Source organism: Phytopseudomonas dryadis, from assembly GCF_004327355.1.
In the GTDB taxonomy this organism is placed as follows: Bacteria; Pseudomonadota; Gammaproteobacteria; order Pseudomonadales; family Pseudomonadaceae; genus Aquipseudomonas; species Aquipseudomonas dryadis.
Genome location: NZ_QJUM01000005.1, coordinates 19,620 through 36,018, shown reverse-complemented (window position 1 = coordinate 36,018; position 16,399 = coordinate 19,620). Strand labels below are relative to the sequence as shown.

Annotated in this window: 12 protein-coding genes; 8 read left to right on the top strand and 4 right to left on the bottom strand. The window is 66.7% G+C overall.

Annotated elements, in window-relative coordinates:
- Nucleotides 1-73: 73 nt before the first annotated feature.
- Complete coding sequence (locus tag DNK34_RS05500; protein ID WP_131173586.1) at nt 74-1,210, bottom strand: AraC family transcriptional regulator; 1,137 nt, start codon at nt 1,208-1,210, stop codon at nt 74-76.
- Between the two features lie 221 nt (nt 1,211-1,431).
- Here DNK34_RS05500 and phbB point away from each other — a divergent pair, with 221 nt between their 5' ends.
- From phbB to DNK34_RS05460, 8 genes are all read left to right on the top strand, one after another.
- Nucleotides 1,432-2,178 (top strand): acetoacetyl-CoA reductase, encoded by a 747-nt coding sequence (phbB, locus tag DNK34_RS05495; protein ID WP_131173587.1) that lies wholly within the window; start codon nt 1,432-1,434, stop codon nt 2,176-2,178.
- A gap of 58 nt (nt 2,179-2,236) precedes the next feature.
- Nucleotides 2,237-3,415: an acetyl-CoA C-acetyltransferase gene (locus tag DNK34_RS05490; protein ID WP_131173588.1), complete on the top strand. Its 1,179-nt coding sequence runs from the start codon at nt 2,237-2,239 to the stop codon at nt 3,413-3,415.
- 172 nt (nt 3,416-3,587) lie between these two features.
- Nucleotides 3,588-5,282, top strand: coding sequence for a class I poly(R)-hydroxyalkanoic acid synthase (gene phaC / locus DNK34_RS05485; protein WP_131173589.1), 1,695 nt, complete (start codon nt 3,588-3,590; stop codon nt 5,280-5,282).
- Between the two features lie 25 nt (nt 5,283-5,307).
- Nucleotides 5,308-6,381 (top strand): HlyD family secretion protein, encoded by a 1,074-nt coding sequence (locus tag DNK34_RS05480; RefSeq protein ID WP_131173590.1) that lies wholly within the window; start codon nt 5,308-5,310, stop codon nt 6,379-6,381.
- Nucleotides 6,378-9,122 (top strand): ribosome-associated ATPase/putative transporter RbbA, encoded by a 2,745-nt coding sequence (rbbA, locus tag DNK34_RS05475; protein WP_131173591.1) that lies wholly within the window; start codon nt 6,378-6,380, stop codon nt 9,120-9,122. The genes DNK34_RS05480 and rbbA overlap by 4 nt, the downstream gene beginning before the upstream one ends.
- 1 nt (nt 9,123) lies before the next feature.
- Nucleotides 9,124-10,239 (top strand): ABC transporter permease, encoded by a 1,116-nt coding sequence (locus DNK34_RS05470; protein ID WP_131173592.1) that lies wholly within the window; start codon nt 9,124-9,126, stop codon nt 10,237-10,239.
- A 66-nt stretch (nt 10,240-10,305) separates the two neighbouring features.
- Entirely contained in the window at nt 10,306-10,524 is a 219-nt protein-coding gene (locus DNK34_RS05465; protein WP_131173593.1) for a YgdI/YgdR family lipoprotein, read from the top strand.
- A 280-nt stretch (nt 10,525-10,804) separates the two neighbouring features.
- A complete protein-coding gene (locus DNK34_RS05460) occupies nt 10,805-13,297 on the top strand; it encodes a phosphoketolase family protein (RefSeq protein WP_131173594.1) in 2,493 nt (830 codons plus the stop codon).
- Nucleotides 13,298-14,202: 905 nt separating this feature from the next.
- Here DNK34_RS05460 and flhB read toward each other — a convergent pair.
- Genes flhB through fliQ form a run of 3 tightly spaced genes read right to left on the bottom strand, consistent with a single transcriptional unit; the run spans nt 14,203 to nt 16,393 of the window.
- Nucleotides 14,203-15,339, bottom strand: coding sequence for a flagellar biosynthesis protein FlhB (gene flhB, locus DNK34_RS05455; protein ID WP_131173595.1), 1,137 nt, complete (start codon nt 15,337-15,339; stop codon nt 14,203-14,205).
- Nucleotides 15,340-15,341: 2 nt separating this feature from the next.
- Complete coding sequence (gene fliR, locus DNK34_RS05450; protein WP_131173596.1) at nt 15,342-16,118, bottom strand: flagellar biosynthetic protein FliR; 777 nt, start codon at nt 16,116-16,118, stop codon at nt 15,342-15,344.
- A gap of 5 nt (nt 16,119-16,123) precedes the next feature.
- Nucleotides 16,124-16,393, bottom strand: a complete 270-nt coding sequence (gene fliQ / locus DNK34_RS05445) for a flagellar biosynthesis protein FliQ (protein WP_131173597.1) — start codon at nt 16,391-16,393, stop codon at nt 16,124-16,126.
- Nucleotides 16,394-16,399 lie beyond the last annotated feature (6 nt).

The following is a 16,399-nucleotide window of genomic DNA, read 5'->3' as shown; positions in this document are numbered from 1 at the left end:
CCTCGCGCCCGCCAAACCTACGGCACGGGCGGCGATCCCGTCGCGGTGCGTCGGCCAGGACGGCGCCGGCCCGTCAGCACGAGCACACGCCCCCGGAACGGCAGGCACATGGGGGACGTGCGTCGTCCCCCTGTTGCCGTTCATCGATAGCGTCGTCGCCATCGGCTGCACGGGCGGTGTCTTCACCGGAGGCGCCGTCCGCCAGCGCCCCCTCGCCGAGCCGGTAGCGCCCGGGCGACACGCCGAACCAGCGCAGGCAGGCCTTATGGAAGCTGCTTTGCTCGAGGAAGCCGAGGCGCTCGGCCACCTGCGCCAGGCTGTCCTGGGTGTGGCGCAGGTAGTAGTCGGCCAGTTGCCGGCGCACGGCGCCGAGCACATCCTTGAATTGCACGCCCTCGCGCTCCAGGCCACGCTGCAGGGTACGCTTGCTGATGCACAGCGCTTTCGCCACCGACGCCATGTCGCAGCCGCCCCGATCCAGGTTCTCGGTGATCAGCGTGCGCACCCGGGCGGCCAGCGAATGGCCACACAGCAGGCTCAGGCGGGCTTCGGCAAAACTCTCGTGAAGCGTGGCCAGCGCTTCGTTGGCCGTGCTCAGCGGCGCCAGCAGCTCCTGCGAGGCGAACAGGATACTGGCCCGGGCGGCGCCGAAATGCAGCGGGCAATCGAACAGGCGCTGGTGCTCGGCAATGTCCGGCGGCTCGGGATAGTCGAGCTCGATCGCCAGTGGCCGCTGCAGGTTGCCTCCGGTCAGCCAGCGGCAGAAGCCCAGCAGCGCCGCGGCGGCAGCGTCCGACGCTTGCCGGGGGCGGGCGATACCTGCTTCGGGATGCTCCTCGAACGACAGCCGATGACAGCCCTGCTCCCGGGTGAAGAGCACCGTGACGCCATTGCCGAGCAACGGCGTGAAACGCACCAGGCGTTCCAGGGCCTCCTTCAGGTTGGGGCTGGACATCATCACGTAACCCACCAGCTGGAAGCTGCCCGGCAGGAAATGCGCATAGGTCTTCAGGCCGATGTTGGGGTTGCCGGACTCGACGGCGGCCAACTCCAGTAGCCGATAGATCGTCCGGCGCCGGAAAAAGGCATCCGCCTGCTGCAGGCGCTGCCTGTCCAGCCCGGCGTCGCGGCACAGGCGCGCCACGTCCAGGCCTTCTGCCATGAAGGTGTTCAGCAGAAGCGCGGCAAAGCTCGCGCTGACCCTGTACATGCTCTCTTCGCTCCTATCCCCATGTCCATGCCGTAGCCACGCTACAGCGCCTGCGCTCCTCGCCACCGATCCAGGTCAAGGAGCCGACGATTTTCCGGATTCGATGTCCGCAAATGACAGATTTGGCACGGATTGACAACCGGGCGTCGCCCAAGAACGTTTTCCCGAACGGGATGCTACCGAATACTTGAGCGAACACATATGCACGCAAGGAACACGCCATGGGAGTTTCCAATCGCATCGCACTGGTCACCGGCGGCATGGGTGGCATCGGTACCGCCATCAGTCAGCGCCTGTACAAGGACGGTTTCACCGTGGTCGTCGGCTGCAGCCCCGACTCCAGCCGCAAGAATGCCTGGATCGCCCGGCAACTCGAGGCCGACTATCACTTCCACTGCGTCGACTGCGACATCACCGACTGGGAGTCCACTCGCCAGAGCTTCGAGATGGTTCGCGAGAACATCGGCCCCATCGACGTGCTGGTCAACAACGCCGGCATCACCCGCGACGCCAGTTTTCGCAAGCTGACCGCGGAGAACTGGAAGGCGGTGATCGACACCAACCTGAGCGGCCTGTTCAACACCACCAAGCAGGTCATCGAGGGCATGCTGGCCAAGGGCTGGGGACGGATCATCAATATTTCCTCGATCAATGGCCAGCGGGGCCAGTTCGGCCAGACCAACTATTGCGCGGCCAAGGCCGGCATCCATGGTTTCAGCATGGCCCTGGCCCGTGAAGTCACCGGCAAGGGCATCACCGTCAATACCGTTTCCCCCGGCTACATCCAGACCGACATGACCGCGGCGATGCGCCAGGACATTCTCGAGGGCCTGGTCGCCGGCATCCCGCTCGGCCGCCTGGGCAAACCCGAGGAGATCGCCTCGATCGTCGCCTGGCTGGCATCGGAGGAATCCGCCTATGCCAGCGGCGCGGACTTCTCGGTCAATGGCGGCATGAACATGCAGTAGCGCCGCGCGCGGACACGGACATTCCCCCTTCCTTCAGGTCCCACGAACGGAGCGCCGCATGAACGATGTCGTCATTCTCGCCGCCAGCCGCACCGCCATCGGCAGTTTCCAGGGCGCGCTGGCCGGTATACCCGCCGCCGACCTGGGCGCCGCGGTGATCAAGCAACTGCTGCAACGAACCCAGCTGGACCCGGCCCAGGTCGACGAGGTGATCCTCGGCCAGATCCTCAGCGCCGGCAACGGGCAGAATCCGGCGCGCCAGGCGGCGATCAGGGCCGGCCTGCCCGATACGGTGCCGGCGCTGACCCTGAACAAGGTCTGCGGTTCCGGACTCAAGGCGGTACACCTGGCCGCCCAGGCGATCCGCTGCGGCGACGCCGAACTGGTCATCGCCGGCGGCATGGAGAACATGAGCCTGGCGCCCTATGTGCTGCCCAAGGCGCGTACCGGCTTGCGCATGGGCCACGGCCAACTGCTCGACAGCATGATCAGCGACGGTCTGTGGGACGCCTTCAACGACTACCACATGGGCATCACCGCCGAGAACCTGGCGGACCGATACGCCATCAGTCGCGAAGCCCAGGACGCCTTCGCCGCCGCCTCGCAGCAGAAGGCCGTGGCCGCCATCGAGGCCGGACGTTTCAAGGACGAGATCACCCCCATCCTGATTCCCCAGCGCAAGGGCGAACCCGTGGTTTTCGATCGCGACGAACAGCCCCGCCCGGGCACCACGGCCGAGTCCCTGGCCAAGCTGAAAGCGGCTTTCAAGAAGGACGGCAGCGTCACCGCCGGCAATGCCTCGACGCTCAACGACGGCGCCGCCGTGCTGGTGCTGGCCAGTGCCGCCAAGGCCGCCGCCCTCGGTCTGCCGGTGCTGGCGCGGATCAAGGCCTATGCCAGCGCCGGGGTCGATCCGGCGGTGATGGGCATCGGCCCGGTGCCGGCCAGCCGCCGCACCCTGGAAAAAGCCGGCTGGACGCTGGACCAGCTCGACCTGATCGAAGCCAACGAGGCGTTCGCCGCGCAATCCCTGGCGGTCGCCCGGGAGCTGCGCTGGGATAGCGGGAAAGTCAACGTTAATGGCGGTTCCATTGCCCTGGGTCATCCCATCGGCGCATCCGGTGCGCGCATTCTGGTCACCCTGGTGCATGAGCTGATACGCCGCGACGCCAGCAAGGGCCTGGCCACCCTGTGCATCGGTGGCGGCCAGGGCGTGGCGCTGGCCATCGAACGCTAACCCGGCCTTTGCGGTTCGAGGATCGGTTCGCAGCCGATGTGGCCTGCCCCTGGCCGCGTCGGCCGGTTATCGGTGACCGCACCGTGCTTGCTCGACAACCGGGCTCGAGATCACGCCAGACCGGCCTGATCCGGCAAGCACGGCTTTTGTTTTTCAGTGCGGATGAATGGTTATGGACAATTCCTTCAGCGGCTACTGGTCGGGCCAGGCGCCCTTCAGCGCCAGTTTCGCCCTACAACAATTGCGTCTGTGGGTGGCCAGCAGCCCCTGGTTCAACGGGCACCGGCACGACGCCTGGTTCGAGCTGCCCGCCGAGCGGCTGGAACAGCTGCAAAGCGACTACCAACAGCAGTGGAGCGCCCTCGGCCAGCGCCTGCTGAGCAGCCAGCCCTTCACCTTCGACGACCGGCGCTTCGCCAGCGGCAACTGGAGCGATCCGCTGTTCGGCTCCCTCGCCGCCTTCTACCTGCTCAACTGTTCGTTTCTACTGCAACTGCTCGATGCCCTGCCGATCGACGAGGACAAACCGCGCCAGCGCCTGCGCTACCTGGTCGAACAGGCGCTGGCCGCCAGCGCCCCGAGCAACTTCCTGGTGAGCAATCCCGACGCCTTGCAGCGCCTGCTGGAAACCCAGGGCGCCAGCCTGTTCAACGGCCTGCTGCAGATGGGCAACGACCTGCGCGAAGGCAAACTGCGCCAGTGCGACCAGGGCGCCTTCGAAGTCGGCGTCAACCTCGCCATCACCCCCGGCGAGGTGGTGTTCGAGAACCCCCTCTTCCAGTTGATCCAGTACCGGCCGCTGAGCGAGACCCAGCACCAGCGGCCGCTGTTCATCGTGCCGCCGGCGATCAACAAGTACTACATCCTCGACCTGCGCCCGGAGAACTCGCTGGTTCGTCACCTGCTGGAACAGGGCCACCAGGTGTTCCTGATGTCCTGGCGCAACTTCGGCCAGGCGCAATCCGACCTGACCTGGGACGACCTGATCCAGGACGGCGTGATCAGTGCCCTGCGGGTAACCCGGGCGATCAGCGGCGAGCGCCGGCTCAACTGCCTGGGCTTCTGCATCGGCGGCACCCTGCTGGCGAGCGCCCTGGCGGTGCTCGCCGCCCGGGGCGACAAGGACATCGCCAGCCTGAGCCTGCTGGCGACCTTCCTCGACTACCTGGACACCGGGCAGATCAGCGTCTTCGTCGACGAACAACTGGTGGCCTACCGCGAGCGCACCATCGGCGGCCAGGGCGGCGCCACCGGCCTGTTCCGCGGCGAGGACATGGGCAATACCTTCTCCCTGCTGCGGCCCAACGAGCTGTGGTGGAACTACCATGTCGACAAGTACCTCAAGGGCGACAAGCCGCTGCCCCTGGACCTGCTGTTCTGGAACAACGACAGCACCGATCTGCCCGGCCCCATGTACTGCTGGTACCTGCGCCACACCTACCTGCAGAACGACCTGAAATCCGGCGAACTGGACTGCTGCGGGGTCAAGCTCGACCTGCGCGCCATCGAGGCGCCGGCCTATGTGCTCGGCACCCACGACGACCATATCGTCCCCTGGCGCAGCGCCTATGCCAGCACCGCCCTGCTGTCCGGCCCCTGCCGTTTCGTGCTGGGCGCCTCCGGGCATATCGCCGGGGTGATCAACCCACCAGCACGGCAGAAACGCCATTATTGGCTGAACGAGCGTATAACGGAGGAGCCCGACGCCTGGCTCGAGGCCGCCGAACAGCATCCCGGCAGCTGGTGGCACGACTGGTTCGCCTGGCTGGCCGGGCATGCCGGCCCACGCCGCCCCGCCGTCATGCATACTGGCAATGCCGAGTATCCGGCCGTGGAACCCGCGCCGGGCCGCTACGTAAAGCAATGAACATCTGAGTTTGGGAAATCGATTGATGAAGCAGCAGTACAGGAAAAACCTCACCCGCGTGGTGATCGTGGCCGCCTTGGTCGCCGTTGCCGCCCTGGTATGGATGAAGTTGCGCCCAAGCGGACTGGGTGAGGGTTTCGCCAGTGCCAACGGCCGTATCGAAGCCACCGAAGTGGACGTGGCCAGCAAGCTGGCCGGCCGGCTCCTGGAAATCGAGGTCGAGGAAGGCGACTTCGTCCAGGCCGGGCAGATCCTGGCGCGCATGGATACCCAGGTGCTCGTGGCGCAGTTGAACCAGGCCCAGGCCCAGGTACGCCAGGCGCAGAACGCCACCCGCACGGCCCATTCCCAGGTCTCCCTGCGGCAAAGCGAGAAGATCACCGCCGAAGCCGTGGTGCGCCAGCGCCGCGCCGAACTCACCGCCGCGCAGAAACGCCATGACCGCACCGCGATCCTGGTCAAGCGCAATGCCCTGCCACGCCAGCAACTGGACGACGACCTGGCCGCCCTGCAGAGCGGCCAGGCCGCCCTCGCCGCCGCGCAATCCCAGGTGGTCTCGGCCCAGGCCGGCATCGAGGCCGCGCAGTCCCAGGTGATCGAGGCCGAGTCGGCGGTACAGGCCGCCCAGGCCAGCGTCGAGCGGCTGCAGGCCGATATCGAGGACAGCCAGTTGAAGGCACCGCGCAGCGGCCGCGTGCAATACCGTATCAGCCAGCCCGGCGAAGTGCTGGCCGCGGGCGGCAAGGTGCTCAACCTGGTCGATCTCAACGATGTCTACATGAACATCTTCCTGCCTTCGCAGCAGGCCGGCCGGGTCGCCCTCGGTTCCGACGTGCACCTGGTGCTGGATGCGGCGCCGCAGTATGTGATCCCGGCCAAGGTGACCTTCGTCGCCAGCGTCGCGCAGTTCACGCCGAAGACCGTGGAAACCGCCAACGAACGCGAGAAGCTGATGTTCCGGATCAAGGCGCGGATCGACCCCGACCTGCTCAAGGCGCATCTGGACCAGGTCAAGACCGGCGTCCCCGGCATGGCCTACCTGAAACTCGATGATGCCGCCGAATGGCCGCAAGACCTGCAGATCCGGATTCCACAATGACGCAAAGCCCTTCCGTCGTGGCGCAGTTGCTCGATGTCAGCCTGCGCTACGGCCAGACCTGCGCGGTGGACCACGTCAGCCTGGAGATCCCCGCCAAACGCATGATCGGCCTGATCGGCCCGGACGGGGTCGGCAAGTCCAGCCTGCTGGCGCTGATCGCCGGTGCGCGCAAGCTGCAGGACGGCACGGTGCGGGTGCTCGATGGCGACATGGCCGACGCCGGCCACCGCCGCGACATCTGCCCGCGCATCGCCTACATGCCCCAGGGCCTGGGCAAGAACCTCTACCCGACCCTGACCGTGTTCGAGAACCTCGACTTCTTCGGCCGGCTGTTCGGCCAGGACGCCGCGGAACGCAAGGCGCGCATCGCCGACCTGGTGCAGAGCACCGGCCTCGCGCCCTTCACCGAGCGCCCGGCGGGCAAGCTGTCCGGCGGCATGAAGCAGAAGCTCGGGCTGTGCTGCGCGCTGATCCACGACCCGGACCTGCTGATCCTCGACGAACCCACCACCGGCGTCGACCCGCTGGCGCGCAACCAGTTCTGGGAGCTGATCGAGCGCATCCGCACGCGCCGTCCCGGCATGAGCGTGCTGGTCGCCACCGCCTACATGGACGAAGCCCAGCGTTTCGACTGGCTGGTGGCCATGGACGACGGCAAGGTGCTGGATACCGGCACCCCCGGCGAACTGCTCGAGCGCACCGCCACCGACAACCTGGAAGAAGCCTTCATCGCCCTGTTGCCCGAAGCCAAGCGCAGCGGCCACCATGCCCTGGTGATTCCACCGCGCCCGGCGGCCAGCGGCAACGACGCGGTGGCCATCGAGGCCCATGGCCTGACCTGTCGCTTCGGCGATTTCGTCGCCGTCGATCATGTGGATTTCCGCATCGAACGCGGGGAGATCTTCGGCTTCCTCGGCTCCAATGGCTGCGGCAAGTCGACCACCATGAAGATGCTCACCGGCCTGCAGCCGGCCAGCGAAGGCGAAGCCTTCCTGTTCGGCCAGCCGGTCGACCCCAGGGACATCGAAACCCGGCGGCGGGTCGGCTACATGTCCCAGGCCTTTTCGCTGTACAGCGAGCTGAGCGTGCTGCAGAACCTCGACCTGCACGCCCGGCTGTTCCACATTCCCGTGGCACAGCGCCCTGGCCGTATCCAGGAAATGCTCGACAGGTTCAACCTCCAGGGCGTTGCCGAGCAATTGCCGGCCGACCTGCCCCTGGGCGTGCGCCAACGCCTGTCGCTGGCGGTGGCGGTGATCCACAAGCCGGAGATCCTGATCCTCGACGAGCCCACCTCGGGGGTCGACCCGATCGCCCGGGACGGCTTCTGGGAACTGCTGATCGACCTGTCGCGCAACGATGGCGTGACCATCTTCATTTCCACCCACTTCATGAACGAGGCGCTGCGCTGCGACCGCATGTCGATGATGCACGCCGGCCGGGTGCTGGACAGCGACACGCCGCAGGCGCTGATGGACAAGCGCGGCCTGGCCACCCTGGAAGAGACCTTCATCGCCTACCTGCGCGATGCCGCCGGCAGCGACGAGAGCGCCCCGGAGGCCACGCCGGGCGTAGCGCCAGAGACGTCGAACGGCACCGCCGGCGCGTCGAAGTCACGCTTCAGCCTGCGTCGCCTGTACAGCTATACCCAGCGCGAATCCATGGAGCTGCGCCGCGACCCGATCCGCGCCACCCTGGCCCTGCTCGGTACGGTGCTGCTGATGTTCATCATGGGCTACGGCATCAGCCTGGACGTGGAGGACCTGAACTACGCGGTGCTCGACCGCGACCAGACCACCACCAGCGCCGCCTACGCCCTGAACATCGCCGGCTCGCGCTACTTCGTCGAGCAAGCACCGTTGCGCGACTATGCCGATCTCGACCAGCGCATGCGCAAGGGCGAGATCAGCCTGGCGCTGGAGATTCCGCCCGGCTTCGGCCGCGACCTCAAGCGCGGCGAGGTGCCGCAGGTGGGCTTCTGGGTGGATGGCGCCATGCCGACCCGCGCCGACACCATCAAGGGCTACGTGCAAGGCATCCACCAGAGCTACCTGGAGGAACTCGCCCGTGGCTCGACCCAGGGGGTGGCGGCCAGTCCGTTCGACATCACCCTGCGCTACCGCTACAACCCCGACGTACAGAGCCTGCCGGCCATGGTGCCGGCGGTGATCCCGATCCTGCTGATGCTGATCCCGGCCATGCTCACCGCCCTCGGCGTGGTGCGCGAGAAGGAACTGGGCTCGATCACCAATTTCTATGTCACCCCGGTGACCCGCCTGGAATTCCTGCTCGGCAAGCAGTTGCCCTACATCGGCCTGGGCATGATCAACTTCTTCATGCTGGTGGCCCTGTCGGTGCTGGTGTTCGACGTCCAGGTCAAGGGCAGCATGCTGACCCTGACCATCGGCGCCCTGCTCTACGTGATCTGCGCCACCGGACTCGGCCTGCTGATGTCGTCGATCCTCAACAGCCAGATCGCCGCCATCTTCGGCACCGCCATCGCCACCCTGCTGCCGGCGACGCAGTTTTCCGGCCTGATCCACCCGGTATCGGCCATGGAAGGCGCCGGCGCCTTCATCGGCAATATCTACCCGACCAGCCACTTCCTGACCATCAGCCGTGGCGTGTTCTCCAAGGCCCTGGGTTTGCACGACCTGTACCTCTATTTCTTTCCCCTGCTATTGACCATTCCCGTGCTGACCCTGCTCAGCGTCGCCGGCCTGAAGAAGCAGGAGCATTGAGATGCGCAAACTGAGCAATATCCTGCAGTTGGGGATCAAGGAACTGCGCAGCCTGTATCGCGATCCGGCGTTGCTGCTGCTGATCGTCTACGCCTTCACCCTCGGCATCTACTCCAGCGCCACCGGGGTGCCGGAAGCCCCGCACCGCGCCACCATCGGGGTGATCGACGAAGACCAGTCGCAGCTGTCCCAGCGCATCATCGCGGCCTTCCAGATGCCCTACTTCCTCGCCCCGAAGCCGATCACCCTGGAGGAAATGGACAGCGGCATGGATGCGGGCCTCTACACCTTCACCCTGAACATCCCGCCGAACTTCCAGCAGGATCTGCTCGCCGGGCGCCAGCCGAGCATCCAGCTCAACGTCGACGCCACCCAGGTCAGCCAGGCCTTCACCGGCGCCGGGCACATCCAGCAGATCATCAGCGCCGAAGCCGGCGAATTCCTCCAGCGCACGCGCGGCGCGGCGACCCAGTCGGTCGAGGCGGTGGTGCACATGAACTACAACCCCAACCTGGTACGCGCCTGGTTCGGCTCGGTGAACGAGGTGATCAACCAGATCACCATGCTGTCGATCATCCTCACCGGCGCCGCGCTGATCCGCGAACGCGAGCACGGCACCATCGAGCATCTGCTGGTGATGCCGGTCACGCCGTTCGAGATCATGTGCGCCAAGGTCTGGTCGATGGGGCTGGTGGTACTGACGGCTTCGGCCATCGCCCTGACCCTGGTGGTCGAGGGCTGGCTGGAGGTGCCCATACCGGGCTCCATCGCGCTGTTCCTGTGCGGTGCGGCCCTGCACCTGTTCGCCACTACCTCGATGGGCATCTTCTTCGGCACCCTGGCCCGTTCGATGCCGCAACTGGGCCTGCTGATCATCCTCGTGCTGATGCCGCTGCAGATCCTCTCGGGCGGCATGACGCCCCGGGAAAGCATGCCGGAGGCGGTGCAACACATCATGCTGCTGGCCCCCACCACGCACTTCGTCGAACTGGCCCAGGCCATCCTCTTCCGTGGCGCGGGAAGCACCATCGTCTGGCCACAGCTGGTGGCGCTGGCCATCATCGGCAGCCTGTTCTTCGTCGGCGCCTTGTCGCGGCTGCGCAAGTCATTGCATTGAGGATCGATCGATGCCGAAGCGCCACGCACAGCCGACACCCCACCTGAGCCATACCGGAGTCTCACCATGAAACAATTCGCCATCATCCTCTCTGCCGTTGCCCTCGCCGCCCTGTTGAGCGGCTGCTCCACGCCTTCGCTGATCATTCTCAACGACGGCCAGGAACTGCAGACGCTGGACAAGCCCAAATTCGATAAAAAGACCGGCTTCTACGAATTCCGGCAACTGGACGGCAAGTCGAACCGCATCAACAAGGATCAGGTGCAAAGCATCAAGCAACTGTAACGTCCGTGCGCTACTGATGCGGCTCCAGCGGCGCGCCCGTCATGGCGGGGGCGTTGGTGCCTGAGCCGTCCAGGCGAGCCCATGCGCTCCGCTCGCCGTGCGGCGGTCGATCGAAACGGATGCCGCGTTCGTGCCTACACTGGTGACACACCATCCTCGCCGGATCCAGTCGTACCGGTGCGCCGCCAGGCGATGGCGGACAGGTCGTGACCGCGGACGCCGGGCACGACCTGGCGCCCAACGCCTCGAACGAACCACCACAGCCCGACAGGAGTTGCCCGTGTTCCATTTCAATCCCGACCTTTCCAGTGCCGATACCACGCCCTCCCCCGTACCGCCTGCCGCCGACAAGCCGGCGCTCGACGATCGGCAACTGGCGGTCATCCAGCGCTACTGGCAGGCGGCCAATTACCTCTGCGTGGGGCAGATCTACCTGCAGGACAACGCGCTGCTGCAGGAGCCGCTGAAGGCCGAGCACATCAAGCCACGCCTGCTCGGCCACTGGGGCACCTCGGCCGGTCAGAACTTCATCTATGCCCACCTCAACCACCTGATCGGCCGCGAAAACGTGGAGATGCTGTTTCTCTCCGGCCCCGGCCACGGCGGCCCGACCCTCAACGCCTGCGCCTGGCTGGAGGGCACCTACAGCGAAGTCCACCCGCAGATCAGCCGTGACGCCGACGGCATGCGCCGCTTTTTCCGTTCGTTCTCGACCCCCGGCGGCGTGCCCAGCCACTGTGGGCCGCACACACCGAACTCGCTGCACGAGGGGGGCGAACTGGGCTACTCGCTGATGCATGCCTTCGGCACCGTGTTCGACAACCCCGAGCTGGTGGCGGTCTGCGTGATCGGCGACGGCGAAGCGGAAACCTGCCCGCTGGAAGGCAGCTGGAAAAGCATTCGCTTCCTCGATCCGCGCAAGGACGGCGCGGTGCTGCCGATCCTGCACCTGAACGGCTACAAGATCTCCGGCCCGACCGTCGAGGCGCGTACCGATGACGCCGACCTGATCCAGCTCTACCAGGGCCGCGGCTACGAGCCGATCATCGTCGCCGGCGACGACCTGCCCGGCATGCACCAACGCTTCGCCGCCGCCCTGTCCGACAGCTACCAGCGGATTCGCCAGTTGCAGGCCCAGGCCCGCGACCAGGATCTGCCGCGGGTCGGCCGCTGGCCGATGATCATCCTGCGCTCCCCCAAAGGCTGGACCGGGCCGATCGAGGTCGACGGCCTGCCGGTGTCCGGCACCTTCCGCGCCCATCAGGTGCCCCTGGCGGGGGTGCGGGAAGACCCGCAGCACCTGGCCTTGCTGGAGGCCTGGCTGCGCAGCTACGAACCCCACAGCCTGTTCGACGACAACGGCGTGCCGGCGGCCGATCTCGACGGGCTCAACCCGCCCGCCCACCTGCGCCTCGGCGCGGTGCCCCACGCCAACGGCGGGCGGCTACTGACCGCCCTGGATCTGCCCGCCTTCGGCGAATACTCGCTGGCAGTACCGGCCCCCGGCCAGGTGATCGCCGAGGCGCCGCGCAAGCTGGGCGAGTTCCTGCGCGACGTGATCCGCCGCAACCCGCGCAACTTCAGGATGTTCAGTCCCGACGAAACCAATTCCAACCGCCTCAACGCGGTGTTCGAAGCCTCTTCCCGCACCGCCTCCGGCCCGCTGCTGGAACTGGACGATCAACTGGCGATGGACGGCCGGGTCATGGAAGTGCTCAGCGAACACCTGTGCGAAGGCTGGCTGGAAGGCTATCTGCTCACCGGGCGGCATGGCATGTGGTCGACCTACGAGGCCTTCGCCCAGGTCGTCGATTCGATGGTCACCCAGCATGCCAAATGGCTGCAGCAATGCCGCGAGTTTCCCTGGCGCAAGCCGCTGGCGTCGCTGAACATCCTGATCACCAGCCACGCCTGGCGCAATGACCACAATGGCTTCAGCCATCAATCCACCGGCTTCGTCGACAACGTCCTGCAACGCCGCTCGGAGGTGGTGCGCATCTACTACCCGCCGGACTCCAACTGCCTGGTCAACGTGTTCGACCACTGCCTGCGCAGCCGCAACTACATCAACGTGGTGACCTGCGGCAAACAGCCGGACTTTCAGTGGCTGGACTTCGAAGCGGCCCTGGAGCACTGCTCGCGCGGCGCGTCGATCTGGGACTTCGCCAGCAGCGACGGCGGCGGCGAGCCGGACATCGTGCTGGCCTGCGCCGGCGACGTGCCCACCACGGAAGCGGTGGCCGCCTCATGGCTGCTGCAGAAGCATGTGCCGGGGATCAAGGTGCGCCTGGTCAACGTGGTCGACCTGGGCATCCTCGCCTCGCCGCGGGATCGCCCCCACGGCCTCGACGACGCCAGCTTCGAAGCCCTGTTCACCCGGGACGTGCCGGTGATCTTCGCCTTCCACGGCTCGACCTGGGTCATCCACTCCATGGTCCATGGCCGGGCCAACGAGGCCCGCTTCCATGTCCGCGGTTTTTCCGATCAAGGTACCACCACCACCCCGTTCGACATGGTGGTGCTGAACGACCTCAGCCGCTACCAGCTGGCCAGCGAAGCGCTCAAGTACGTGCCCCGCCTGCGCGCCCAGGCCAGCGATGCGATCGATCTGTTCCAGCGCAAACTGCGCGAGCACCACAGCTACATCCGTGAGCACTTCGAAGACCTGCCGGAAATCCGCAACTGGCATTGGACGGATGATTTCGAGCAACCGACCGCCCCGCCGCCACTGGCCAAGGGACATGCCCGCGGGCAGACCTTCACCGACGCCTGAGGGGCACGCAAGGCTGACACAGCACGGCAGCCGGCGGTCATGACCGCTGGTCGCCCCGAATTACCTTGTTTCAGGCCAAACCGCGTCGCGGCCGCCATTCGCCGCGGGGTCGCGGCTCCTACGGGATCGCGGCAAACCACCGCCCGTGTAGGAGCGCCGACCCCGGCGCGATGCGATGGCGGCCACCCCGCAAAATCCGTGGTATGGCCGCCATTCGCCGCGGGGGCGCGGCTCCTACGGGGTCGCGGCCAACCACCGCCCGTGTAGGAGCGCCGACCCCGGCGCGATGCGATGGCGGCCACCCCGCAGAATCCGTGGTGTGGCCGCCATTCGCCGCGGGGGCGCGGCTCCTACGGGGTCGCGGCCAACCACCGACCGTGTAGGAGCGCCGACCCCGGCGCGATGCGATGGCGGCCACCCCGCAGAATCCGTGGTATGGCCACCGTTCGCCGCGGGGGCGCGGCTCCTACGGGATCGCGGCCAACCACCGACCGTGTAGGAGCGCCGACCCCGGCGCGATGCGATGGCGGCCACCCCGCAGAATCCGTGGCATGGCCGCCATTCGCCGCGGGAGCGCGGCCCCTACGGGATCGCGGCAAATCACCGCCCGTGTAGGAGCGCCGACCCCGGCGCGATGCGATGGCGGCCACCCCGCAAAATCCGTGGTATGGCCGCCATTCGCCGCGGGGGCGCGGCTCCTACGGGGTCGCGGCCAACCACCGACCGTGTAGGAGCGCCGACCCCGGCGCGATGCGATGGCGGCCACCCCGCAGAATCCGTGGTATGGACACCGTTCGCCGCGGGGGCGCGGCCCCTACGGGATCGCGGCAAACCACCGCCCGTGTAGGAGCGTCGCCCCCGGCGCGATGCGATGGCGGCCACCCCGCAGAATCCGTGCCGTGGCGCTATTCGTCGCGGCGCAGGTCCGGCGGGATCGGCAGGTCGTTCAGCGGCGCCGGACGCTTGCCCTTGCCGGCCTGGTACTGGCGGATCTGGTAGACGTAGGCCAGCACCTGGGCCACGGCCAGGTACAGACCGGCCGGGATCTCCTGGTCCAGTTCCGTGGTGTGATAGATCGAACGCGCCAGGGCCGGCGACTCCAGCAGCATGACATTGTGCTCCTGGGCGATCTCGCGGATCTTCAGCGCGGTGAAGTCGCCCCCCTTGGCCAGCAGCACCGGGGCCTGGCCTTTTTCCGGATCGTATTTCAGGGCCACGGCGAAGTGGGTCGGGTTGGTGATCACCACATCGGCCTGGGGCACGGCCTGCATCATGCGCCGCTCGGTCATCTCCCGCTGCAGCTGGCGGATACGCTGCTTGACCTCGGGCTTGCCCTCGCTGTCCTTGTATTCGTCGCGTACTTCCTGCTTGGTCATCTTCAGCTTCTGGTTGTTGTCCCAGAGCTGGAACGGCACGTCCACCGCGGCGATCAGGATCAACCCGCAGGACATCCACAGGGCGCTCCAGCCGACCACCTGGGCGGCATGCATGATGGCCGACTCGATGGGTTCGTTGGCGATCGCCAGCAGATCGTCACGGTCGGCCGACAATACGACCAGGGCCACCAGCAGGATCAGGACGAACTTGCCCAGGGCCTTGAGCAGTTCCACCAGCGCCTTCACCGAGAACATGCGCTTGAGGCCTGCCAGCGGATTCATGCGGCTGAACTTGGGCGCCATGGCCTTGGCCGAGAACAGCCAGCCACCGAGGGCGATGGGCCCGATGATCGAGGCGATCAGCAGGATCACCAGCAGCGGCAGCAGTGCCTCCAGGGCCACCTGGCCGGAGGCCGCCAGCCACAGCGCCATGCTGCGCTCCTCCATCAATACCTCGCGCGGCAGGGCGAAGTTGCCGCGCATGATTTCCAGCAGGGCGGCTCCCAGGCTGCCGCCCGAAGCCAGCAGCCCGCCGGTGCCGGCGAGCATGATGGCGAAGGTGTTCAGCTCGCGCGAACGCGCGATCTGGCCTTTTTCCCGTGACTCACGGCGGCGTTTCTCCGTGGGTTCTTCGCTTTTGTCGGCGCCGCTTTCGGATTCGGCCATGCTCAGCCCGCCCTCGCCATTTCACGCAACATTATCAGGGCCTCGGTGGCCAGAACCTGGTAGTGCGCCAGGATATCGGCCAGGGAGATCCACACGATGACCATCCCCAGCACCAGGGTCAGGGGGAAGCCGATGGAGAAGATGTTCAGTTGCGGCGCCGCCCGGGTCATGACGCCGAAGGCGACGTTGACCACCAGCAACGCGGTGACCGCCGGCAGCACCAGGATCAGCGCGGCCCCCAGCACCCAGCCGAGCTTGTTGGCCAGCTCCCAGTAGTGCTCGGTGAGCAGCCCGGAGCCGACCGGCAGGGTGACGAAGCTCTCGGCCAGCACCTCGAACACCACCAGGTGGCCGTTCATGGCCAGGAACAGCAAGGTCACCAGCATGGTGAAGAACTGCCCGATCACCGGCACCGAGACGCCATTGGCCGGGTCGACCATGGAGGCGAAGCCCAGGCCCATCTGCATCGCCAGAATCTGCCCGGCGACCACGAAGGCGTGGAAGAACAGTTGCAGGACGAACCCCAGCATCACCCCGACCAGCACTTCCTGGGCGATCAGCAGCAAGGCCTGCAGGCTGATCGCGTCGACCTGCGGCATGGGCGGCAGGCTGGGGACCAGCACCATGCTGATGGCCAGCGCCAGGTACAGGCGCACCCGGGTGGGCACCAGCTGCGTGCCGATGATCGGCATCACCATCAGCAGCGCGGCGATGCGGAACAGGGGCAGCAGAAAACTGCCGACCCAGGCGCCGATCTGTGCGTCGCTCAGCTCAAGCATCGCGCTCAGCCGATCATCTGCGGAATGCTCAGGATCAGGGCCTGCGTGTACTCCATCAACTCACGCACGACCCATGGCCCGGCGAAGATCAGGGTGAGCAGCATCACCAGCAGACGCGGCAGAAAGCTCAGGGTCTGCTCGTTGATCTGCGTGGCGGCCTGGAACATGGCCACCAGCAGGCCCACCAGCAGGCTGGGCATGACCAGCAGACCGACCATCAGGGCGATCATCCACAGCCCTTCGCGGAACAGGTCGACGGCGACTTCTGGGGTCATGTGAAC